Source organism: Ulvibacterium sp., assembly GCF_028285715.1.
Lineage (GTDB): Bacteria > Bacteroidota > Bacteroidia > Flavobacteriales > Flavobacteriaceae > Ulvibacterium.
The window spans coordinates 434,285-454,980 of sequence record NZ_JANQOO010000020.1 but is presented as its reverse complement, the minus strand read 5'-3'; the positions used below and the strand labels follow the sequence as shown (position 1 = coordinate 454,980).

22 protein-coding genes are annotated in these 20,696 nt (G+C 40.9%); 9 read left to right on the top strand and 13 right to left on the bottom strand.

Going from position 1 to position 20,696, the window contains the following annotated elements; all coding sequences use genetic code 11:
* Window positions 1-57: 57 nt before the first annotated feature.
* From Q0993_RS13375 to Q0993_RS13355, 5 genes are all read right to left on the bottom strand, one after another.
* Window positions 58-450: a DUF6168 family protein gene (locus Q0993_RS13375; RefSeq protein ID WP_299534028.1), complete on the bottom strand. Its 393-nt coding sequence runs from the start codon at window positions 448-450 to the stop codon at window positions 58-60.
* Between the two features lie 2 nt (window positions 451-452).
* Window positions 453-683: an AtpZ/AtpI family protein gene (locus Q0993_RS13370; RefSeq protein WP_299533763.1), complete on the bottom strand. Its 231-nt coding sequence runs from the start codon at window positions 681-683 to the stop codon at window positions 453-455.
* Window positions 661-1,149 carry a polymer-forming cytoskeletal protein gene (locus Q0993_RS13365; protein ID WP_299533761.1) on the bottom strand — a complete coding sequence of 163 codons (489 nt, stop codon included), beginning with the start codon at window positions 1,147-1,149 and terminating at the stop codon, window positions 661-663. Before Q0993_RS13365 ends, Q0993_RS13370 begins: the two co-directional genes overlap by 23 nt.
* Window positions 1,150-1,156: 7 nt before the next feature.
* Window positions 1,157-3,667 (bottom strand): hypothetical protein, encoded by a 2,511-nt coding sequence (locus tag Q0993_RS13360; protein WP_299534026.1) that lies wholly within the window; start codon window positions 3,665-3,667, stop codon window positions 1,157-1,159.
* 409 nt (window positions 3,668-4,076) lie between these two features.
* Window positions 4,077-5,090 carry a GlxA family transcriptional regulator gene (locus Q0993_RS13355; protein ID WP_299533759.1) on the bottom strand — a complete coding sequence of 338 codons (1,014 nt, stop codon included), beginning with the start codon at window positions 5,088-5,090 and terminating at the stop codon, window positions 4,077-4,079.
* A 198-nt stretch (window positions 5,091-5,288) separates the two neighbouring features.
* Here Q0993_RS13355 and Q0993_RS13350 point away from each other — a divergent pair, with 198 nt between their 5' ends.
* The 3 genes from Q0993_RS13350 to Q0993_RS13340 all read left to right on the top strand — a co-directional run bounded on the left by Q0993_RS13350 (window position 5,289) and on the right by Q0993_RS13340 (window position 6,755).
* The gene (locus Q0993_RS13350; RefSeq protein WP_299533757.1) at window positions 5,289-5,606 is read left to right on the top strand and encodes a hypothetical protein; all 318 of its coding nucleotides are present in this window, start codon (window positions 5,289-5,291) and stop codon (window positions 5,604-5,606) included.
* An 82-nt stretch (window positions 5,607-5,688) separates the two neighbouring features.
* Entirely contained in the window at window positions 5,689-6,348 is a 660-nt protein-coding gene (locus Q0993_RS13345; protein ID WP_299533755.1) for a DUF2461 domain-containing protein, read from the top strand.
* A gap of 32 nt (window positions 6,349-6,380) precedes the next feature.
* Window positions 6,381-6,755 carry a nuclear transport factor 2 family protein gene (locus tag Q0993_RS13340; protein ID WP_299533753.1) on the top strand — a complete coding sequence of 125 codons (375 nt, stop codon included), beginning with the start codon at window positions 6,381-6,383 and terminating at the stop codon, window positions 6,753-6,755.
* A gap of 63 nt (window positions 6,756-6,818) precedes the next feature.
* Here Q0993_RS13340 and Q0993_RS13335 read toward each other — a convergent pair whose 3' ends face one another.
* Both Q0993_RS13335 and Q0993_RS13330 read right to left on the bottom strand, forming a co-directional pair.
* Window positions 6,819-7,517 (bottom strand): ABC transporter ATP-binding protein, encoded by a 699-nt coding sequence (locus Q0993_RS13335; RefSeq protein WP_299533751.1) that lies wholly within the window; start codon window positions 7,515-7,517, stop codon window positions 6,819-6,821.
* Between the two features lie 21 nt (window positions 7,518-7,538).
* Complete coding sequence (locus Q0993_RS13330) at window positions 7,539-9,008, bottom strand: DUF5687 family protein (protein WP_299533749.1); 1,470 nt, start codon at window positions 9,006-9,008, stop codon at window positions 7,539-7,541.
* Window positions 9,009-9,137: 129 nt separating this feature from the next.
* Between Q0993_RS13330 and Q0993_RS13325 the strand changes: the two genes are divergently transcribed.
* Window positions 9,138-10,187, top strand: a complete 1,050-nt coding sequence (locus Q0993_RS13325; protein ID WP_299533747.1) for a ferredoxin--NADP reductase — start codon at window positions 9,138-9,140, stop codon at window positions 10,185-10,187.
* A gap of 256 nt (window positions 10,188-10,443) precedes the next feature.
* Here Q0993_RS13325 and Q0993_RS13320 read toward each other — a convergent pair whose 3' ends face one another.
* The 4 genes from Q0993_RS13320 to Q0993_RS13305 all read right to left on the bottom strand — a co-directional run bounded on the left by Q0993_RS13320 (window position 10,444) and on the right by Q0993_RS13305 (window position 14,187).
* Complete coding sequence (locus Q0993_RS13320; protein ID WP_299533745.1) at window positions 10,444-11,217, bottom strand: patatin-like phospholipase family protein; 774 nt, start codon at window positions 11,215-11,217, stop codon at window positions 10,444-10,446.
* A gap of 97 nt (window positions 11,218-11,314) precedes the next feature.
* On the bottom strand, window positions 11,315-11,617 hold the full coding sequence (trxA, locus tag Q0993_RS13315; protein WP_299533743.1) for a thioredoxin: 303 nt from the start codon (window positions 11,615-11,617) through the stop codon (window positions 11,315-11,317).
* 19 nt (window positions 11,618-11,636) lie between these two features.
* On the bottom strand, window positions 11,637-12,551 hold the full coding sequence (locus tag Q0993_RS13310; RefSeq protein WP_299533741.1) for a J domain-containing protein: 915 nt from the start codon (window positions 12,549-12,551) through the stop codon (window positions 11,637-11,639).
* Between the two features lie 106 nt (window positions 12,552-12,657).
* Window positions 12,658-14,187, bottom strand: a complete 1,530-nt coding sequence (locus tag Q0993_RS13305) for a Do family serine endopeptidase (RefSeq protein ID WP_299533739.1) — start codon at window positions 14,185-14,187, stop codon at window positions 12,658-12,660.
* 633 nt (window positions 14,188-14,820) lie between these two features.
* Here Q0993_RS13305 and Q0993_RS13300 point away from each other — a divergent pair.
* The 5 genes from Q0993_RS13300 (at window position 14,821) to Q0993_RS13280 (ending at window position 19,036) form a co-directional block, all read left to right on the top strand.
* Window positions 14,821-15,522, top strand: a complete 702-nt coding sequence (locus tag Q0993_RS13300) for a DUF2064 domain-containing protein (protein ID WP_299533737.1) — start codon at window positions 14,821-14,823, stop codon at window positions 15,520-15,522.
* Between the two features lie 121 nt (window positions 15,523-15,643).
* On the top strand, window positions 15,644-15,979 hold the full coding sequence (locus Q0993_RS13295; protein WP_299533735.1) for an arsenosugar biosynthesis-associated peroxidase-like protein: 336 nt from the start codon (window positions 15,644-15,646) through the stop codon (window positions 15,977-15,979).
* An 81-nt stretch (window positions 15,980-16,060) separates the two neighbouring features.
* A complete protein-coding gene (gene arsS, locus Q0993_RS13290) occupies window positions 16,061-17,116 on the top strand; it encodes an arsenosugar biosynthesis radical SAM (seleno)protein ArsS (protein WP_299533733.1) in 1,056 nt (351 codons plus the stop codon).
* 76 nt (window positions 17,117-17,192) lie between these two features.
* Entirely contained in the window at window positions 17,193-18,161 is a 969-nt protein-coding gene (gene arsM, locus Q0993_RS13285; protein ID WP_299533731.1) for an arsenosugar biosynthesis arsenite methyltransferase ArsM, read from the top strand.
* 257 nt (window positions 18,162-18,418) lie between these two features.
* On the top strand, window positions 18,419-19,036 hold the full coding sequence (locus Q0993_RS13280) for a TetR/AcrR family transcriptional regulator (RefSeq protein ID WP_299533729.1): 618 nt from the start codon (window positions 18,419-18,421) through the stop codon (window positions 19,034-19,036).
* Window positions 19,037-19,042: 6 nt separating this feature from the next.
* On the opposite strand, the gene Q0993_RS13275 is transcribed toward Q0993_RS13280, so the two are convergent.
* A complete protein-coding gene (locus Q0993_RS13275) occupies window positions 19,043-20,092 on the bottom strand; it encodes a glycosyltransferase family 9 protein (RefSeq protein WP_367279609.1) in 1,050 nt (349 codons plus the stop codon).
* On the bottom strand, window positions 20,079-20,681 hold the full coding sequence (locus tag Q0993_RS13270; RefSeq protein WP_299533728.1) for a DUF4254 domain-containing protein: 603 nt from the start codon (window positions 20,679-20,681) through the stop codon (window positions 20,079-20,081). Before Q0993_RS13270 ends, Q0993_RS13275 begins: the two co-directional genes overlap by 14 nt.
* Between the last annotated feature and the right edge of the window lie 15 nt (window positions 20,682-20,696).

Sequence of the window (20,696 nt, the reverse complement as noted above, 5' to 3'; positions counted from 1 at the left end):
CATTAAAAAGAAAAAAGCTTTTGAGCGTTTATTTCGGACTCCCTTAAGAAAAGAAAATCAAGACATTTTTTGAAGCATTTTAGCCGTAAAAACAGTTTCCATAACCAAACAAATCACATAAGGGACAAAGAAAGCGGCAAACTCCAATTTATCCATATCCCCATCGGTCTTATAGGGGGGGTAAAAGACAATGAAGAAAACAATGAATTTCAAAAAACTGCCGGCCATAAAAAGAAAACCAATACTGTTTTTTAGCCTTTTTCGAAAAGAATAAAGAAGAATAAATATAGCCGCGGCCAAAAGGCCATTTATGCCATAGGACCATACCAACATATTACCATAAGGCAGAAATCCTCCTTTTCTTAACAAGGCGACATGGGCAAAAAAAATAAGTCCCAACACAAGTATTAGGACTGTAAGAAATTGAACTATAGGGTTGGTTTTGGACATATTCAATAATCGATCCGTTTTAATTGCCGCAAAACTACCCAAATTGAAACGGCAACTCCAAAAATTGTGGATATTGCCGTAAAAATTCTTTTTTCATTTCCATAGTGCTGATCCAACCAAATACCTCCTTTGGCCGCCAAAAAAATAATGACCCCCATTTGAAAGGCAATACCTGAAAGTACCGCTATGTTCCTTAAATTGTTTTTCTTCTTAGGAAGCTTTTGCCCGCTCATTGCTTGTGCTGGAACTACCTACCGTGGACTTATATCCGTTAGAAGAAGTACTACTTGTACTGGAACTACTGCTGTTGGAACTAGGGCTACCACTAAAGGCACCGCTCTTTCCTTTCATGCTACAAGAGGCATTAAAGGCAGCTCCAGGTTCAACGGCCAATTTGGAAACGGAAACCGTACCTTCTATAACCGCGGAAGATTTTAATGAAAGTAAATCGGAAACAAGAAGTTCCCCATTGAAGCTTCCTTCTATATCTGCATTTACACACTCTACTTTCCCTTTAATGAGGCCATCTTTTCCAATGACCACTTTTCCGGATGTCTTTACATTTCCATCCAGTTTGCCATCGATTCTAAAATCCGCTTCGGATACGATGTCTCCCTTGATTCTGGTGTTTTTCTCGATTCTGTTAGGTTGTCCGCTGATTTCATTCATAGTTCTAGGTTTTTTGTTGTCTGAAAACATTGTTGTTCTATGGTTTTGGGGTTAACAATTTATTTCTGTATTCCTGTACGTTCTTGTGTACTTGAAGGATTTTATAGTTAGAAGATAAAATTACAAAATTCTCATTATCAACCCTATAATCCTTGTTAATATTTAGTAGTTCCACATAGCCCAAGGCAAAGTCCTTGGATTTAAAACCGTGTACCACTACAAACTGATCTTCCAAATTGTATACATCCTTGGAAACGATATTCCTATACTTCAAATCCTTAATTGATTTCTTTAACTTTTCCAGTAGTTTTTGGGCCGCTTCATCGTTTTTCCGTTTAAAGGGAAAGACCACCTTCCAATTTCCAGTCCCGGTGGACCCTGTTTCCGAGGAAAATTCCTTAGGTTCCAGTTTGGGCAATTGTTCGGCCACCATTTGTTCCGCCTTTTTGCCCTCTGGATTGTTGGGATAGGTCAAGGCTACATAATTCAAGGCTTCCTTAAAGGGTTCAAATCCCTGTAGCCTCCCTATGGCATTGGCCTTGAGCATTTCAAATTTTGGAACTATGGGGTCTCCGGTATATCGATTGATATTTTCTTCGGCCCCGGTAATTACTTTTAAGAATTCTTGATTTTGATATTGTTTGTACAAGGCGGCGTAGCGGGCATCCGGGCTATCCGAACTTCCGGTCAAAATAGCCTGTGGATTCAATAGAATCTCAGCGTATCTGGAATCCCCATGATTTTGGATAATATTCTGTTTCATCTCAGCGGCCAAAGTACTCCCTTCTTCCTCATAAATCTTGTACAAATTGTATTTTGAAGGAAGAATCAACCTTTCCTCAGGATTGGATTTTAATACATCCTCCAATTTTCCGGCCGCTAAAAGGTTCTCTTTAAACTTTTCCTTATAAATAAGACCTAATTGATAATTGGCAAAGTTCCTTTCATTACTAAGGCTGTCAATAACAGAAACATCTTTGGGAACCCGCTCCATGTAGAAATCAAGGTCATATTTTTCATCTCCAATGGGCTCATCGGAAATCATGGCCCCGTCCGCCAACAATTCTCCTGTGGCCTCTGATGGCAGGGCCCGACTTTTATTGCTCCAGCGCCAGTCATCCTCCAGTTGGCGATTCCCCCATTTGGTGGTAAAATCGTTTTTGCCATAGCCCAGACTTGTGATGTTGTAAAAATAGAACTTCCCTTTGTTTTCTTTGCCACCCTTGCTCTTAACAAAAGAAGCGAAACCAGCGGTTATCCGTTCCTCTTCCTTTTTGGCCGCCTCTTCCTCGGCTTTTTTAATCTCCGCGATGTAATTCTCAAAATAGGTTATTCGTTCCTCCTTGGACATCCTAAACAAGGTAATGACACTATCTGCATACTGCACCACATCCTCATACGCAACTACATCTTCCAAATTATCCAGTTTCTTCTTGATGGAACGGTACTTCTTGGTGTTTTCCTGTAGGTTGGTCAAGACACTATCATAATATGCCCCGGCTACTTTATACTTGTTGCCATCAAAATTATATTCCGCCAGGTTTTCGTAATTAAGCGCGTTCAACTTCGGTTCATTCTGTGTGGCGCGAAGCGATTTGTTAAAGTACACCAAAGCAAGGCTATCCGAACCTCTATCCAAATGAAATTCGGCAACCTGCCTATAAATCTTATCCAGAAATGGTCTGTTTTCCCTGTTTTCCTCCAAATCCGTTAGATACTCCAAGAGCTCTTCCTCGTTTTCCGAATTGATTTCTATATTTCGGATTTTCTGGATTTCAGCATTGATCATATAGACCCTGGGCGATTTTCTATTCAATTCTATGACCTTGTCGAACGCGTAATTGGCACTGTCCTTATGGCCTAATTGATTGTACAATTGTCCGATGATATAGTAATAGCGTCCCTTTTCAGGATTCTTTTTGGTATAGTAAGATGCTATCTTAAGTTGTTGAATCGCCGTATCCGGCGCATTAAGATTGAAGTAGGCCTGTGCCATCATTGCCCTGGCATCAGCATAGTCCTGATCTTTAAGCTCCTCCAATTTAAGCAAACGTTTAAGGTTCTTTATGGCCAGCTCTTCGTTTTCCAGACGTATGTTGACCTTTTCCCGCCAAATATGGGCTTCGTTCAGTTTATCGCTATACGTATATTTTTTAATGACATAGTTAAATGCCTCCAAAGCCGGAATGTAACGCTGGTCAAAATAACGTGCCTTGCCCAATAAAAGAAAGGCCTCGTCCGTCTGCGGATTGCGCTCCTCATCCTTAATGTCCATGCTGTGCTTCTGAATCGCCTTGGTAGCCTTATCCTCAGCTATGATAAAATTGGGATTGTTGTCTTCGGAATCCAGTTTTATAGCATCGGTAACCTCTAAACGTTCAATGGGCAGAATTTCCCAATAATCGTCCTTGTAAGTAGCATTGAGCTCTTCCCTCCCTTGCTCAAACGCAATATTGCCATTGTACAGCACATTGTATTTTGTATTAAGTGCATGCCAATTGCGGTTGACAAAGGCATCTTTTTTGGTAGAGCAAGCGCTAAAAACCATGCCCGCCAAAGATGTAAAAAGAATAAGCTTATAGTGAAGTTTCAAAATTCCGTTTGTACTTACATAAGGTTAACTTAAAAACAACGGGATTATTATGTAGTTGGTCGATAAAAAGTTAAAAAGAAAGGGGTTGGCCCAGGTCTGTAAATTACCCATGCCTGCTGAGAAAAACCAAAGGCACATCTCGTCATGTTAGAGAAAGTGTAAATCATACAGACTACATAGTTTGTACTATAGTGCCTTTGTTTTGGATTAGGCCAATACATAGACCGTTGAAGGAAATCCATTGAAGAACATCGAGGGAAAGCACATTTCCAATATCATAACCAAATACCTAACGAACCGGGTAGTCTTTTTCTGAAAAAAATCACAAAAGTGTATTTTCAACACTGCTTGCCCAATATAACAATCACCAGGCCGTAGGACTATTGAAATTGGAAAAGCTTCTGTTGTATTTATTCTTGTATGCGATAGGTGAAAGACCTACATATTTTTTAAAAATAGTTCGAAAAGCCTTTTGATCAACGTAACCCACTTGGTACATAACCTCGTTCACATTGTGCTGAGTAGATTCAAAACTTCGTTTTGCCCACTCAATTTTAACCCGTTGAATATACTCCAAAGGGGTGTTCTGCGTAGCTTTTTTGAATCGACGTACAAAATTGCGCCTACTAATGGCATACTTCTTGGCTAGTTCCTCAACCGAAATTTTCTCGGCCACATTGCCTTCAATATATTTTTGGGCTTGCCGTATGGCCTCATCCTCATGATCTTTTTGCGCTTGGAATATGGCAAACTGGTTTTGATTCTCGCGGTCAAAGTCGATTTCGAAAAATTTGGAGATATAAATGGCCGGTCCTCGGCCACAATATTTTTCGATTAAGTGGAGCATAAGATTTAAGAATGAAAACGCCCCGCCACTGGAATAAATTCCATCTTCGTCCGTTACCACTTTGTTGGAAACCAAATTTACTTGTGGATACATTTTTCTGAACAGTTCCATACCCGCCCAATGCGTGGCACATTGCTTACCATCCACCAACCCGGTCCGTGCCAGTACAAAAGCGCCCATGCACATACTGGCGACCTCGGCCTGGTACTTATTACGCTGTTCCAATATCCAGGACACGAAGCCTTGATTCTGTTCCAGATCTTCGTTCAATTTGTCTGGCCTTAGCGCCGGGATCAAAATCAAATCCGTTCTTTTTATATCATCTATTGTACTATCGCAATGTATGCTGAACAATCCGTTGTACAGCGATAGGTCCTTTTCCAGACCAACCAAATGCACATCAAAAAAATCATCTTCCCTGGCACGGGTCTGTTTTAAAAACTGATTGGTGGCCAACAAAACCTTAAAAGTTCCCACTACATTGCTCAGAATGGCATTGCCCTTTGGAACCAAAATACTTACGTGTTTCATACGCTGTTTTTAGGGATTTCCCACAAATTCCATAGTCCCGTGTTGAAATCTAACCTGTATCAAATCCTTATGGGAGTTCAATTTGTTTTTGCGAATTACCATACCATAAATGTAATGATACTGCTTGGCACAAACAACCCTTAAAAGTGGCGGATTTTACCTCATCCACATATCCACTGCTTTTGTAGCTTTGATTTCATGGAGTTGGAAAAATTCGAGGAAATAAGGACTCAGGTCTGTGCCAGATATGCAGATGTAACCGAAGGCAAAATGATGCGTTCCCCCGCAATTCATTATAAGAAAAAGGTATTCGCCTTTTTGTCGAGAAAAAATAAAATGGTGTTCAAATTCGGAAAGGATTATCCTATTCACCGTCTCGATGTGCAGATGCAGGAATTCAGCCCTTTCAAAACCAAGAAGCCTTTGAAAGGTTGGTATGAGGTAGACTTCGATAAGAATCAAAAGTGGGAGAATCTTACCGAGATAGCCCTGCAGTTAATAAAAGAAAAAGGTTGATACCCTAAATTATTTGTGCCGCTTTGTCCATAAAACAGAAGCACGATCGTCATTAACACAAGAAACCGTAAAACTTCTAAGAATGATTACTCCCGCTTACATCTCTTTTTTTAAGGAACTTCAAAAAAACAATCATAAGGAATGGTTCCATACCAATAAAAAAAGGTATGAAAATGACGTTAAGGCACCGTTCTTAAGTTTGCTTGATGAAATACTTCCCGTACTCACGCAATGGGACGACCGTATTCCAACAGATTCCAAGAAAGCGATGTTCCGAATTAATCGTGATGTACGCTTTTCAAAGGATAAATCGCCTTACAACCTTATCATGAAGGCCGGGTTTTCCCCCAATGGAAAAAAATCGGAACTCCCCGGTTACTATCTAGGTATCGATGCGGAAAATATTCATGTGGGTGGCGGACTTTTCATGATACGTACCCCTCAGCTCAAAAGGATAAGGAACCTTATCGCATCGAGAACAGGGGATTTTTTGGATATTCTTGCAAACCAGGAATTTAAAAATGCCTTTGGTCAACTTAAGGGTGAAAAAGCGAAACGTTTGGACAAAAGCCTAATCTCAACTGCGGAGAAAACCGAACATATTTATAACAAACAATTTTATGCCTTCGCTGAGTTTCCAATTGAGCCCTTCTTTGGTTCCGATGGATTGACCGACGAGATTCTGAGCCATTTTAAGGCCATAAAACCCTTGAATTCCTATTTAGACCAGTCGTTTGAATAAAATCCAATTTTTAATCATAAAAAAGAAGACAAATGAGCACACAAGAAGTAGCGGACAAATTAGTAGCGTATTGCAGGCATGGACGATTTTCAGAAGCTGTAGAAGAGCTTTACGGGCAGGATATTACAAGCATAGAGCCGGATGGGTCACCCGCCAAGGAAGTCCACGGGCTAGAAGGTGTAAAACAGAAAATGCAAGATTTTAACAATATGGTAGAAGAAGTGCATGGCATGGAAGTTTCAGACCCCTTGGTAGCGGACAAATTCTTTTCGTGTACCATGAAAATGGATGTTACCTTCAAAGGAGCACCTAGGAGTACCATGGAAGAAATATGTCTCTATAAGGTGGAAGATGGAAAAATAACCTATGAGGAATTTTTCTTTACGCCAATGGGGCCCCAGGGATAGTCCAAAAAATTGATTTGCACTTTCAAAAGAGGGTTTTCATTGATTTTATGGAAGCCCTTTATACTATTCCCCTGCAAAGAAATGCTCCAATTCCTGTAAGGTTTCGGTGGAGGTTTGGATATCCTTTACTATTTCTCCCTTGTCCAGTACTACGATCCGTTCACAAACTTCGGTAACATGAATGAGGTCATGGCTTGAAATCAAGACAGTAATCTCCCTATTATCCGTTAGGTCCTTAATAATTCTTTTTAAACGGATCTGGGTGGTCGGATCAAGATTGGCGAAGGGTTCGTCCAATATGACAACTTCAGGGTCTCCGATGAATGAGGCCACAATACCGGCCTTTTTTTGATTGCCTTTGGACAAATCCCTTAAGTATTTATTCTGGCCCAGAATCTCACCGTGAAAGAAATTCTCAAATTGGGACAAAAGCATATCTACATCGGCCTTATTCCGATTGCGAAGCTCCCCAATAAAGTAAAAGTATTCCTCAGGAGTAAGGTATCCGATCAAAAAGGTTTCATCAATAAATGAAGCAGTAAAGGGTTTCCAGGCTTCACTGGTATCTACACGAACATCGTTATTAATGATGTAGCCAGTGGTGGGGCTAATCAAATCCAATATCAGACTAAAAAAGGTAGTTTTCCCTGCCCCATTGTTCCCAACCAATCCAAAACTTTGTCCTTTAGGAATTTCCAGTCGTTCCAAATTTAAAACGATTTGGTTTCCGTATCTCTTGGTTAGTTTTTGTGCAGTAATCATGGTACAAGTATCTTTTTTTACCTAACTATTTTGTTGTTTAAATCCGGCAATCATGCCGTACTTCTTTTTTCGGTAAAGCTCCGTGATACCATCCAAAAGTCTATTTCGGAGGAAAAAGCCTAATAGGCCCAGAACCGCTAATGCCAACAGCCCGGCCTCAAAAGAAACCAAAAACTTTAAGAGGGTAAAAATTAGTATAGGAAGTCCCAACAGGGGTATAATAACCAAAAATTGCGCAGCTCCCGTACCCTGCATGTTGGAAAAGGCACTTTTTTTCAAATCAATCCGCTTTTTATTTAAAGAACCAAAAAGTAGTATCATCGGGATATTTATCCCTAAATTATAAAGTGCCGCACTAAAATTAATTGCCAAAGCTTGCCATCCAAAATATACATAAGGAATTGAAAGTAAGAACATAACAACAACACTTACGGAAATCAGCCCTGCCTTGGAATCTAAATATTTCCGTAATGGGATGTTCTGGGACATGAGCATACTGTAGTATGCACTATCCCATGCAGGAACGAATTGGCCAAAATTCGTCAAAAAAATACCTGTAATAAAAATCCCTACAAATACCATCATACTGGAGGTAAGGGCAAAATCACCCATTGTATAAAAGACCAATCCGTATAAAATCATGGCCAAGGAAATAAATACCTGTGTTTTTGTGCGTTTGTTGCGCCATATCATTCGCAAATCCAATTGTAAAAATGGAGCGATACTCCCAAAATGCTTGGTCCATGCCAAGTCCGAAGTAGCTGCCGTTTTGGTCCTTTTACCCAATGAATCATCCAAAAAAATCCTTTTTCTTAAATATGCATAATTAAAAAAGTATGCTAAAAAAGATAGGAATAGTGGAACCGTAAAAAGGAATTCATATTCATAAAGGGCGTAAAAGATTGTACCAGCGTAGTCGGTAATAGGAAGAATGGTAAACTGCTCCAAAGCATAGAATGCAATCAGTAATCCGGCCAAAATTAGGAACGCCTTATCACTTTTATTGATGATGAAATTTACATAGTTCACCATAAGCACCAGGAATGCAATCGCAAGTAACCAAAAGCCAACATTTAATAATGGGTATCCCTGAGTCAAAAGCACTATAGCGAAAGGAACGAATATAAACAGCCCCATGAAATTGTAAAACGATATTCCGGACCTCCCTAGGATGTAATGAACAATAGCGCTTTTCTTTATGGGCAACGCAAGAAAGGGCTTCACTTCCATTACCGGAAGTTTTTGCATAAAATATCGGATAAAAAGTTCTGTAATCAACCAGTAGGGCATAAACTCGCTCAATTTGTGCAAAGGGTCCGTTCCAGGAAAAATCTTTTGTAGAAGAAAAAAAAGGCCCGATCCCGCCAAAATCAACGAAACCATCATATACAAGGCAAAGAAAACCATCAAAACTTTTAGGGCAAGCCCTTTACCTAGGGAGGCCGACCTAAAAAAAGACTTCCATTGCAGGTTGATGAAATATCTAAACATTCCGGTCAGTGTTCTTTATGGCAAGTTAGTGCGGTAAAGTCCATGTTTGTTACAATATGCTGTTATTTTTTTAACATTTCGGTCTAAAATGGAGATTGCTTTAGTAATTTTGCACAAATTTTTTTGAATATGCCCAATTTCCATCCTCTAGTTGTAAAACAAATAAAATCATTAACCCCTAATTCGGTTGCGATCACCTTGGAAATTCCCAAGGACTTATTGCAGACCTACCATTTTATTTCCGGGCAATACATTACCATAAAAAAGGAAATAAAGGGAAAAGAGCTACGCAGGGCCTACTCCATTAGTTCTGTACCCAAAAAAGACACAATTACCATTGGGGTAAAAAAAGTGGATAAGGGCGGGTTTTCGGACTATGCCAACACTAAATTGTCCATCGGGGATATTTTGGAAGTTATGCCACCGGAGGGTCGGTTTGTGTTTAAGCCTTCGGATAATCCGAAAAATATAGTTGCGTTTGCCGCTGGTAGCGGTATAACTCCAATTATGAGCATTGTGCGCACAGTCTTGGAGAGTCATCCCAAGAATCGGTTTGTATTGGTCTACGGGAATCGTTCATACGAAGAAACCATGTTCTATACGGACCTGGTAAAACTACAATTGGATTATGCCAATCGGTTTTTTATGTATTTCATCAATAGCCGAACCCATGAGAACGATTCCCTATTTGGACGTATCGATGTCTCCACCGTTAACTATGTGTTAAAAAACAAACACAAGAATGTTGATTTTGATGCCTATTATCTTTGTGGACCGGAGGCTATGATCAATCTTGTCAGCGATACCCTCAAGGATAGGGAAGTTCCTAAGGACAAAATCCATTTTGAGCTGTTTACCACTACTGAGATTTTGGATGAGATACCCGAAACCATTGAAGGGCAAACCCAACTTACCGTAGTCCTGGAAGATGAGGAATTTACGCTAACAATGGACAAGAAAACCCTGGTATTGGACGCCGTTCTTAAAGAGAATATAGACGCGCCCTACTCCTGTCAAGGCGGCGTATGCAGTAGTTGTATTGCCAGAATAACCGAAGGTAAGGCGGAAATGGTAAAGAATCAGATCTTAACGGACGGTGAAATTGAAGAGGGGTTTATCCTTACTTGCCAAGCACATCCCACAACCCCTACCTTAACCGTAGATTACGACGACGTCTAGAAATAGTGGGTTGCCTTTTTCTTTTCTTCTGAAAAGTTCCCTTAAAAAAGTAGAAGAAAAACCAAGATTTGGGCCTAAACCTGACTTTAGCCAAAAAGTCCAACCCAAAAACACTGTTGTAAAAAAAACCATTGGGTCGGTACGCTATTTACATTATGTTGCCTTGATTCGAGTTTGTGCATTTCATCGAGACCTTTGGCAATATTCCCTATTTTTAACAAATAAGGAGATTTCGAATCTTGTAGCGGGTGACCGTTTAGTCGGTTTGCCTTAGTTCCCTTTCCAGGGTTTCCATGGCCAAGTCATATCCCATTGTGTAGGCCTTTTCGATTCCCGTGCGGTCCAACACACCTATTTTTTCCAGTTCTTTATATTCCAACAATAAGTCACAGGAATATAATTTTTTCCTGTTAATGGCATAAATCATAAGGCTAGTAACCCTTCCCGTGAGTTGTATGGAGTTTTTAAGGGCGTTTTTATGAAGTTCTCCCACAGCGGATACGTTACTCCCGATTACATAATCTGCACTGCTCTTTATGGGTTCTGAAGGAAAGTTATTCATTATGCCACCATCTGCGTATAGTTTCCCGTTGAGCTCCACAGGGCTAAAAACCGGAGGCAAAGCCGCGGAAGCCAGTAGTGGGCGGATAAGTTCGCCTTCAGAAAAAAATTGTTGCTCCCCTTTTTGAAGGTCGGTGGCCACCACATGCAAATCTTTTTCCAATGAAGCGAAACTATCTCGGGGAAAGTATTCTTTAAAAATTTCAAAATAACGATCCGTATCGATAAATCCCGGCTTGAGGATGGTCAAAAAATTGTATTTGAACAAAGGGGTCTCCTTAAAAAAGGAAAGCATTTCAGAAACCGAATTTCCATTGGCATACAATGCCCCAACCAACGCACCAACACTACTTCCGCTGACTACTTGAGCAGAAATGCCCAATTCTTGCATAGCCCGTATAAGCCCTATATGTGCCATGCCCCGTACACCACCTCCCGAGAGTACCAATCCTATGGGAGAATGGTTCATTAACCATTTTTTTGCCAAACCTCTGGTTTTAGTGCAAAGCTACTTAAAAGCCAAGTGAAACGTATTGCCCTATAATCAAGTGGAATGATCCTTTCCATTATCCTGAATTCCTATCTATAAGTCCTACCAGTTGTGCTTTGTCAGTTACACCGGAATGCCTCCAGATTATTTCCCCATTTTTAAAGAGTATCAGCGTGGGCACTCCCCTTACCTGAAATCTATTGGCGATATTTTGGTTCTTGTCCACATCAATTTTTATGATCTTGGCCTTTTCCCCCACTTGTGCGGCTACCTCCTTCAGAATAGGGGTCTGCATTTTGCAGGGTCCGCACCAATCTGCATGGAAGTCGACCAAAACCGGTTTTTCCGATTGTATTAAGTTCGAAAAGTTTCCTTTCATTTTTGTCAATTTTGGGCCTTTAACGGCTATTTTGAATTTCCCTTATCAATTCTTTTTGTCTTGGGGAAAGCTTGTTCGGTAGTTGTATATTGATGGTTACGAACAAATCTCCATACTGTCCTAGTTTGCCATATTTGGGCATCCCTTTGCCCCTTAAACGGATAGTTTTGCCATTTTGGGTACCTTCCTTGATTGGAATCTTAACCTTGCCGGATAGGGTTATCACATCTTGTTTGCCTCCCAAAAGAGCTTTGAAAACATCCACGGACAAGTTCATATGCAGGTGATCTCCTTCCCTTTTATAGATGGCATGTTCCCGTACCTCTATATCAACATAAAGATCTCCAGCTTGTCCCTGGCTTCCTTTTTGACCTCTGCCCTTGGCCCGCAATTGCAGTCCAGTATAGGCTCCAGGCTTAATTTTTAGTTTTATCCTTTGTCCGCCCCATTCAAGTAATCGCTCTGTTCCATGATAGGCTTCAGTAAGGTCTATAATTACCTTACCTGATACATCCCCTCCTGGAAACCCATATGCTCCCCTGTTCCCCGCACCGCTACCGAAAAAAGCTTCAAAAAAATCCGAAAAACCACTTCCGTTCCCAAAACCGGAATCTGCATTTGTATATGCATATCGTTGTCGATTTCTAGAGCGCTGGTATTGGCTACGTTGCTGCATAAATTCATCATAGCTAGCACCGGACCGTTGAAATTGTTCCCAATCCGAGCCTAAGGCATCATATTGTTTCCGCTTTTCGGTATTTCCCAACACCTGATAAGCCTCCGAAATCTCCTTAAATTTTTCTTCTGATGCCTTATCTGCCTTCGTTTTATCTGGATGATATTGCGTGGCAAGTTTGCGATAGGCTTTTTTAATATCCTTATCACTGGCATCCCTGCTCACTTTTAATATGTTGTAATACTCCTTGAACTTCATATATCTCTAACGGATTAATTGGCCAAAGTACCTGATATTTTGCTTCCTTACCTATGACCTCCATCATGTTGGGAAATTAAAAAGGGGGCAAAAATGCCCCCTTTTATTATGAGCCCATTCCGAAGGCATAGTAGTGTTTTCCGGGACGGTCTTCGTAGACTCCCTCCATCATTATGCCCCCCTCCTTGTTTTCCAGGGCTTTGGCCACATCTTTTATATCAACCACTTTTGTACCATTTATATGGGTAATTATAAAACCTTCCTGCATTTGAGTTTCCTTTCGCAACTTACCGGCGTAAAGATTGGTTACCTTAACACCTCCATCCAAATCCAATTTTTTGGCTTCTTCCTTCCCAAGGTTCTCAAAATCGGCGCCCAAAAGGTTTAAAACTTCTTTCTTTTCCTTTTTTATAATTTCGGTGCTTCCGTTGGCATTTTTCAAAACCACTTCAAATTCCCTCTCCTTACCGTCCCTATTGACCGTAACCATAACTTTGTCGCCAGGCCTATGGCGGGCAATGATTTCTTGAAGTCTTGGCGAGGTCAAGGTTTCGTTTTCATCTACCTTTATGATGATATCGCCTCTTTCGATACCTGCTTTTTCAGCACCACTATCTTCTCCAACATTTTCTACCCAAACTCCTTTGGTAAAATCTACACCCTTTTCCTTGGCTAAGTTACCGTCCATGGTTCGGATAGATACCCCTAACATTCCTCTCTGCACACTTCCATATTTTAAAAGATCTTCCACTACTTTGGATACGATATTACTGGGCACCGCAAAGCCATAACCATTATAGGTGCCTGTTCTGCTGGCAATAGCCGTATTGATGCCAATAAGGTGCCCCTCTAAATTGACCAAGGCACCGCCACTATTTCCGGGGTTAATGGCTGCATCCGTTTGGATGAAGCTCTCCACTGCAAATTTTTCCCGGTTGATATTGATATTTCGGCCTTTGGCGCTTACAATTCCGGCAGTGACCGTTGAGGTAAGACTAAAGGGATTGCCCACGGCCAGGACCCATTCCCCAATTTGAACATCATCCGAATTTACCAAGGCCAAAGGGTTTAAGCCTTCTGCCTTAATCTGGATAAGTGCCAAATCCGTGGTTGGATCTGTTCCAATTACACTTGCCTTATATGTACCATTATCATGTAAGGTAACTTCTATTTCATCTGCATTGGCGATTACATGGTTGTTGGTAACAATGTACCCCTGTTCATTAATAATAACACCAGATCCGGTTCCATACATGGGCTGAGGACGTGATCCTTTGCCTTCACCTTGGGGCAAATCCTTGAACATATCCCCGAAGAAATCCTTAAAGGGGTCCGGCAATTGGCGGTATTCCCCTTGTCCTTGATATCTGGATGTACTTTGGGTAGACTTAATATTTACTACGGCGTCCAAGACCCTATCGACCGTTACCGTGAAGTCCAAAGGTTTAAGATTGCCCTCCTTGTCTGCCGTATACAATACAGTTTTACCTTCAGTTCCCTGTATCTGCTGTATGGTCACTGGTTTCTCCTGGACCAAAAGATAGCTTCCTATGGCTCCAAAGCTAACTACCAATGCTATAAAGGCAGCGAAAAAGTATATTTTCAATTCTGTTCGATGACGATTTTTATTTTTCATAATTCGATATTGTTTTAATTACTTGTTCGTATTCATCGTTATCAATTGACTATCCTTAGGTATTTCGGGACGCGGACGGGAATTGACCGAAATCCTGTCATCATGCATGACAAAATGTCAAGCCCCCGTTTTAATCGCATCCTGCACATATTTGTCGGTTTCAACAAGAGCAAATTTTCGTTTACATATCCTATCACTAAATATCTTTTTTAACCTTGACGTACTAAAAAGTAAAACTTTAGAACATCAAAAATGATAAATCAGACACTTACATTTTCACAATTTAATAGTATATAATGAACACAATAGTCGGATTGGAATGGACAAATCCTATGCCATAAGTGGAGGTATTTTTATTAAAAATTTTCTAAAATTTTGTTTATTCATAGGCTTTCCAAACCAACTGTCCGGTATGTTATGGATATGGCTTGCCGTATTTTCAAGGAATTCTTGCGTTTTGTCGTTTATCAAGGTCAATTGCCTCTATTGTTGTCTTTTTCAAGTTTTGCGTAACATGACCTTTACCAACCATTTGGTCCACTAAAATATTTGAAGCGTTGTAATTAACCTTTTTCCGCTTCGACTGATAGCAAGAATACTTTTTATTGTAAGTTTATCACGGTAAATAAAATAATGGCAGGCGTTATCCATCAAAAAACAGCAGTACTCCTCTTTGCCAATTCCGGCAAGGAAGAGTTGAAACATAAGTCTGTTGAAAAGGGGTCCAATCTCTTTGATGAGCTGACAAAATACACTTTGGGCGAAATCGAAAAAACGGGCTTGCCTTTTTTTCATCTTACCGAAAAGCAACAAAACGGAAATTCCTTTGGGGAACGTTTTACCCAAGCCATTCAAGTAATTTTTGATAAGGGCTATGATACTATTATTACGCTTGGGAACGATACTCCGCACCTTCGTGCTAACCACATTTTAGAGGCAAATGCACAACTCAAATCCAAAAAGCTGGTCCTTGGGCCCTCTTTGGATGGCGGGTTTTATCTTATGGGCATACACCGGTCACAGTTTCGTGCCGTTTCCTTTGCCAATTTGCCCTGGCAGACCTCCAAGCTGCTTAAAGCGATTATCGATTGGGTAGATATTGGTGAAGAGGAATTGATCCAGTTACAGCCTTTGATCGATTTAGATCAATTTCATGATGTGCGGCTGCTATCCCGTTTCCGTACTTTCTCAAAGGCCGTTCTTCGATTACTTGTCCAAATCCTATACCGAAGAGTACAAAATTATGGTTTTGTACTTGATTTTATTGATTTTCATTTTCTTCCTATTCCTTTTAATAAGGGGTCTCCAGCTTTGTTAGCAGTAGGGGTTCGGTAAGCGTTACTGCGCTTTCATCACCAAAAATCATTCTTAAATAAAATTATGGGAGCAGGTCCGTGGCTTTGACCGGCCTATTCTTGGATTCCATATTCAACACATATCTATATAAAAAATTATCATGGCAAATACGTATTATGATCCAGCGGATTTAAGAAAATTCGGAAAAATTACGGAATGGAGCGAGGAACTGGGAAACAAGTTTTTTGAGTATTACGGAAAAGTGTTTGAGGAAGGTGCCTTAAGTGCACGCGAGAAATCATTGATTGCATTGGCTGTTGCACATGTGGTCAAATGCCCCTATTGCATCGATGCCTATACCAAGGATAGCCTACAACGCGGTATCACCAAAGAAGAAATGATGGAAGCCGTACATGTGGGAGCGGCCATTGAAAGTGGTGCCACCTTGGTACACGGTGTGCAAATGATGAACAAATACAACAAACTAAGTATGTAAAACTGTTGACTGTTGCTCGTAGAAAGTAATCTTGTCCGATACCTAACAATCAACGACCAATAGTTAATTAAAAGGAATCTAATGGCCACAAAATCATTAAAGGCTAGGCAGAAGGACCTAGCTGAAACCAATAAACAACTGGAATTTTTGAACGGTGGTATCTTCGCCGAAGGAGAGCTTCCTTATTTTAAAGACAAGCTCGCCAACATTGGACATTACCCATTGCGACCCAAAAAACTGGAAATCTTACAAATCAATGTAGGGTATATGTGCAATCAAATTTGTGAGCATTGCCATGTGAACGCTGGCCCTGACCGAAAGGAAATCATGACGCGCGAGACCATGGAGCAATGCTTGGATGTTATTCGCAATACAGGTGCGCATACTCTAGATCTTACGGGAGGAGCCCCGGAAATGAACCCAAATTTTCGATGGTTTGTCGAAGAAGCTGCCAAGGCTGGGATTCAAGATTTTATCGTTCGATCCAATTTAACGATTATTCGTGCTAACAAGAAATACTATGACTTGCCCGAATTTTTTAAGAAACACAATGTGCATGTGGTCTCTTCCATGCCGCACTACACCCGTGGAAAGACCGACAAACAACGTGGTGATGGAGTTTTTGACAAAAGTATCAAAGCCCTACAGGAATTGAATGCCGTTGGATATGGTATGCCCAGCCAGGATTTGCGACTGGATCTGGTGTATAATCCATCAGGAGCCTATCTTCCTGGAGATCAAGCAGCATTGGAAAAGGACTTCAAAAAAGCACTAGATGAGGATTTCGGCATTCAGTTCCATAATCTGTTCACCATTACAAACCTGCCTATCTCACGTTTTTTGGATTACCTCATCGCCTCCGAAAACTATGAAGATTATATGTATGCCCTGGTAGAGGCCTATAATCCTGCAGCGGTGGAGAATGTAATGTGTACCAATACCATTTCGGTAAGTTGGGATGGATGGCTTTACGACTGCGACTTCAATCAAATGTTAGGGCTTAAGGTCAACAGCAAAATAAAGCACATCAAGGAGTACAATGAGGACATATTAAATGACCGAAACATTATCATTTCTCAACATTGTTACGGGTGTACCGCCGGTGCGGGAAGTAGTTGCCAGGGTACGGTGACCTAGTAAGGCTTTTATCGGCAATACTATTTCAATAATTAAGCTCTGCGAAAGGCGGAGGATATTCAAAAAAGAGAATACTATGAGTTATTTACAAGCCACAAACGACCTTTATAAGGAAGCTGCACTGACACCTGATGTAGGCCTGTGTTGTACCACCAATCCCATATGGGAACTACCGGGGCTGACCGTTCCAAAAATCATGCAGGAAATGAACTACGGCTGCGGCAGTACGGTACATGCCCGGGATTTGACCAACAGTCCAAAAATATTATATGTTGGGGTCGGCGGCGGAATGGAATTGTTGCAGTTTTCCTATTTCAGTCGACAAAAATCAGGGGTCATCGGCGTAGATGTCGTTGATGAAATGCTGGCAGCCAGTCGAAAAAACTTTGCTGTTGCCGAAGAAGAAAACGATTGGTTCAAATCCGAATTTGTAACCTTACGCAAGGGAGATGCGTTAAACCTTCCGGTAGAAGACGGTAGTATGGATGTAGCCGCCCAGAATTGCCTGTTCAATATCTTTAAGGAAGATGACTTAAAACGGGCCATAGAGGAAATGTACCGCGTGTTGAAACCCCAGGGTAGACTCGTGATGAGCGACCCCATTTGCGAGCAGGAGATGAGTTTTGATTTGAGAAATGATGACCGATTAAGGGCCTTATGTCTAAGCGGGAGTTTGTCTATGGATAGATATATTAAGGCATTGACCGATGTAGGTTTCGGTACCATTGAAATAAGGGCTAGGAAGCCATACCGTATCTTAGATCCAAAAAATTATCCCACGAATGAATTGATCTACATAGAATCGATTGAGGTAGCGGCAATTAAAGACCCTATACCCAACGATGGTCCTTGTGTGTTTACCGGTAAGGCGGCGATCTACTACGGTAGCCAAGACTATTATGATGACAAAAAAGGGCATGTCTTGTTAAAAAATCAACCCTTAGCAGTTTGCGATAAAACAGCTGCTGCTTTGGCTGCTTTGAAAAGGGATGATATTTTCATCAGCAAGTCGACGTATCATTATGACGGTGGGGGGTGCTGTTAAATACGGGGTATATTTCTCTGTTTTAGCGGCCACTTGTTCAATATGAATTCCCATAGCTATGTTGTTGAACAGAAAATTAGTACACTTAAACCGACCGTTTGGTGGGTTAATTTTTTTTGAAAACGGTACGTTCATCGAGGTTTTGTCATTTGAACGATTTTTTCCACGGCTTTGTCCTTAAATATTGAGCTAAAGTAGTGTCCGGGGGTTCTTTGTTCTAGACTCAACGGTCTTTTTAAACCCAAAACACAAATCTTATGGACAAAAACCTAAAACGTATGGCCACCATGCAACGGATGCAAGTCACTGGCTTGGAATTGTTTTACAAAAAAGGATATTACAATACTAGTGTAGATGACATTCTTAAAGAACTTTCCCTTTCCAAAGGTGCATTTTACTATCATTTTAGTTCCAAGGAAGACTTTTTCATTCAAATAGTGGAAAATCTAGTGGTCCGAAAAATTTATAGTATGCTCATAGAGCCCATTGAGGGACATGAAAACCCTCTGGATCTCATAACACATTGTTTTGAGGATGCCCTTGAAACGGCCGTTCATAACGAACTGGATTATGGCTTTGTTTTGAGCAACTTCATCAATGAGTTTAATGGGAGGAATCCGAAAATCATGAAACACTTGAGCGATATCCTTAAAATATGGGAAGTAAACCTGGTTTCTTCCATACAAAAAGGTAAATTTAATGGGTATATTGATAGACACGTGGATGCCGAGGGCGTAGCGATTTATTTAATAAGTTCTTTTATCGGTATCCGCACCTTAATGGTAGAAATGGCCCCGAGTGCCCGTAAATATCGTTTTATGGCACAATTGCGCCAGTATTTTAAATCTATTCAACCCAAGCCGCAAACTGTATAACCAAGACTACTTTTTAAAGCATACGTATTCTATTTTTTCCACTACAGTCTCGGCTTCAATTGTGCGCATAACTTGCTGATAGCCTGCTGGACATTTATTCCCGTATACCGAAGTTGGAATACTTGGATAACGCTCCCTATCGGATAATAGGGAGTTGTTGATGTCCTGCTCAAAGGGAGCGAACCCGGCATAGGGATGGGTAACGCCCCACAGTGTGATTACGGGAACACCGTACATGGCGGCAAGATGGCCATTACCACTATCCATGGAAACCATTGCGTCCAGGTTGGAGATTAAGGCCAGTTCGCCCCCAAAGGAAAGCTTGCCAGCCACGTTAATGCAACCGTCGTACATATTCGCCCAAGTATCCAAAAGTTGGATTTCTTGCTGACCTCCACCAAAAAGCATGATTTTGTACCTTTCGGTTTTGGAAACTCGGCTTATTACTTCTTCCATTAAATCTGAAGGGTATTGTTTCCCTGGAAAAGTGGCAAATGGGGCTATCCCCAACCATTTCCGTGTTTTGGCACCGGTAAGCCCTACTACTTTTTTCGATAGCTTTCCCTTATTAATTGTGAATTCATGGGACAAGTCCAGTGAAAAACCTAGCCTCCCAAATACATCTGCATAACGTTCATGTGTGGTTTTTAAGGGTCTAAAGTCTTTGCCTACTTCCTTAGTCAATGCTTTTTTTTCCTGTCTCCCCTTGTCTATTTGGTAAAAAGGTATTCCACTTAAAACGAAGAACCGTTTAAGGACTTGAGTTCTCAAAACGTTATGGAGATCGGCCACCACATCTATTCCTTTACCTTTTATTTCCCCAAACAGGCCCCATAATCCCAAGAATCCCTTATGCTTTCCCTTCAAGTCTGCTCTAAACACTTCCACATTTGGCAATGTAGTGAACATCGGTGTAAAAAAAGTACGGGTCAATACCGTTATTCTTAGATTAGGATATTGCCGAATTAAAGCGAAAAGTACAGGAACGGTCATCGCTACATCGCCCATTGCGGAAAAGCGGATAACTAGAATATGTCTGATTTTATTTTTGGGCACGAAGGACCGGGTTTAGTTCCTCGTCATTGTACATCTTCATTTGCTTGTAGACCTTCATATATTTTCGTCCGGCCTCGATATCGGCCAATAATTGGTCTATTGCCATGGAAAGATCTTTTTTCTGCTCCAGCAAAACCCTCAATTTATCGGTGCATTTTTCGATATGTTCGGGTGCAGCATCCTTGCGATTTACCTCAACCTGCATATGATAGATTTTAAGGGCCAAAATAGAAAGCCTGTCCAAAGCCCATGCCGGACTTTCGGTATTGATAGTTGCATCCTTCAAGATTTCAACTGACTGGTATTTTTCTAGGAAATAACTATCGATATACTCTACCAAGTCCGTTCGGTCCTGGTTGCTAGCATCGATTTTTCGCTTTATTTCCAAGGCTTTTTTTGGTTCGATATCCGGGTCGCGAATAATATCCTCATAATGCCACTGTACGGTATCTATCCAGTTTTTTCGATATAGCAGATGCGTGATGTCATCATTGGGATACCGATTTTCAAAAGGTTGTTCAACCTGGTCTTCAATATGATAGTTTTGGATACTTTCCTCAAAAATTCCAAAGGCGAACTCACTGAACATAATTCTAGGCTTTTT

Excerpts from the sequence above, each read along its gene's own strand:
- Q0993_RS13375 (WP_299534028.1), bottom strand. The coding sequence starts at position 450 with ATGTCCAAAACCAACCCTATAGTTCAATTTCTTACAGTCCTAATACTT.
- Q0993_RS13370 (WP_299533763.1), bottom strand. The coding sequence starts at position 683 with ATGAGCGGGCAAAAGCTTCCTAAGAAGAAAAACAATTTAAGGAACATA.
- Q0993_RS13365 (WP_299533761.1), bottom strand. The coding sequence starts at position 1,149 with ATGTTTTCAGACAACAAAAAACCTAGAACTATGAATGAAATCAGCGGA.
- Q0993_RS13360 (WP_299534026.1), bottom strand. The coding sequence starts at position 3,667 with ATGGTTTTTAGCGCTTGCTCTACCAAAAAAGATGCCTTTGTCAACCGC.
- Q0993_RS13355 (WP_299533759.1), bottom strand. The coding sequence starts at position 5,090 with ATGAAACACGTAAGTATTTTGGTTCCAAAGGGCAATGCCATTCTGAGC.
- Q0993_RS13350 (WP_299533757.1), top strand. The coding sequence starts at position 5,289 with ATGGAGTTGGAAAAATTCGAGGAAATAAGGACTCAGGTCTGTGCCAGA.
- Q0993_RS13345 (WP_299533755.1), top strand. The coding sequence starts at position 5,689 with ATGATTACTCCCGCTTACATCTCTTTTTTTAAGGAACTTCAAAAAAAC.
- Q0993_RS13340 (WP_299533753.1), top strand. The coding sequence starts at position 6,381 with ATGAGCACACAAGAAGTAGCGGACAAATTAGTAGCGTATTGCAGGCAT.
- Q0993_RS13335 (WP_299533751.1), bottom strand. The coding sequence starts at position 7,517 with ATGATTACTGCACAAAAACTAACCAAGAGATACGGAAACCAAATCGTT.
- Q0993_RS13330 (WP_299533749.1), bottom strand. The coding sequence starts at position 9,008 with ATGTTTAGATATTTCATCAACCTGCAATGGAAGTCTTTTTTTAGGTCG.
- Q0993_RS13325 (WP_299533747.1), top strand. The coding sequence starts at position 9,138 with ATGCCCAATTTCCATCCTCTAGTTGTAAAACAAATAAAATCATTAACC.
- Q0993_RS13320 (WP_299533745.1), bottom strand. The coding sequence starts at position 11,217 with ATGAACCATTCTCCCATAGGATTGGTACTCTCGGGAGGTGGTGTACGG.
- trxA (WP_299533743.1), bottom strand. The coding sequence starts at position 11,617 with ATGAAAGGAAACTTTTCGAACTTAATACAATCGGAAAAACCGGTTTTG.
- Q0993_RS13310 (WP_299533741.1), bottom strand. The coding sequence starts at position 12,551 with ATGAAGTTCAAGGAGTATTACAACATATTAAAAGTGAGCAGGGATGCC.
- Q0993_RS13305 (WP_299533739.1), bottom strand. The coding sequence starts at position 14,187 with ATGAAAAATAAAAATCGTCATCGAACAGAATTGAAAATATACTTTTTC.
- Q0993_RS13300 (WP_299533737.1), top strand. The coding sequence starts at position 14,821 with ATGGCAGGCGTTATCCATCAAAAAACAGCAGTACTCCTCTTTGCCAAT.
- Q0993_RS13295 (WP_299533735.1), top strand. The coding sequence starts at position 15,644 with ATGGCAAATACGTATTATGATCCAGCGGATTTAAGAAAATTCGGAAAA.
- arsS (WP_299533733.1), top strand. The coding sequence starts at position 16,061 with ATGGCCACAAAATCATTAAAGGCTAGGCAGAAGGACCTAGCTGAAACC.
- arsM (WP_299533731.1), top strand. The coding sequence starts at position 17,193 with ATGAGTTATTTACAAGCCACAAACGACCTTTATAAGGAAGCTGCACTG.
- Q0993_RS13280 (WP_299533729.1), top strand. The coding sequence starts at position 18,419 with ATGGACAAAAACCTAAAACGTATGGCCACCATGCAACGGATGCAAGTC.
- Q0993_RS13270 (WP_299533728.1), bottom strand. The coding sequence starts at position 20,681 with ATGTTCAGTGAGTTCGCCTTTGGAATTTTTGAGGAAAGTATCCAAAAC.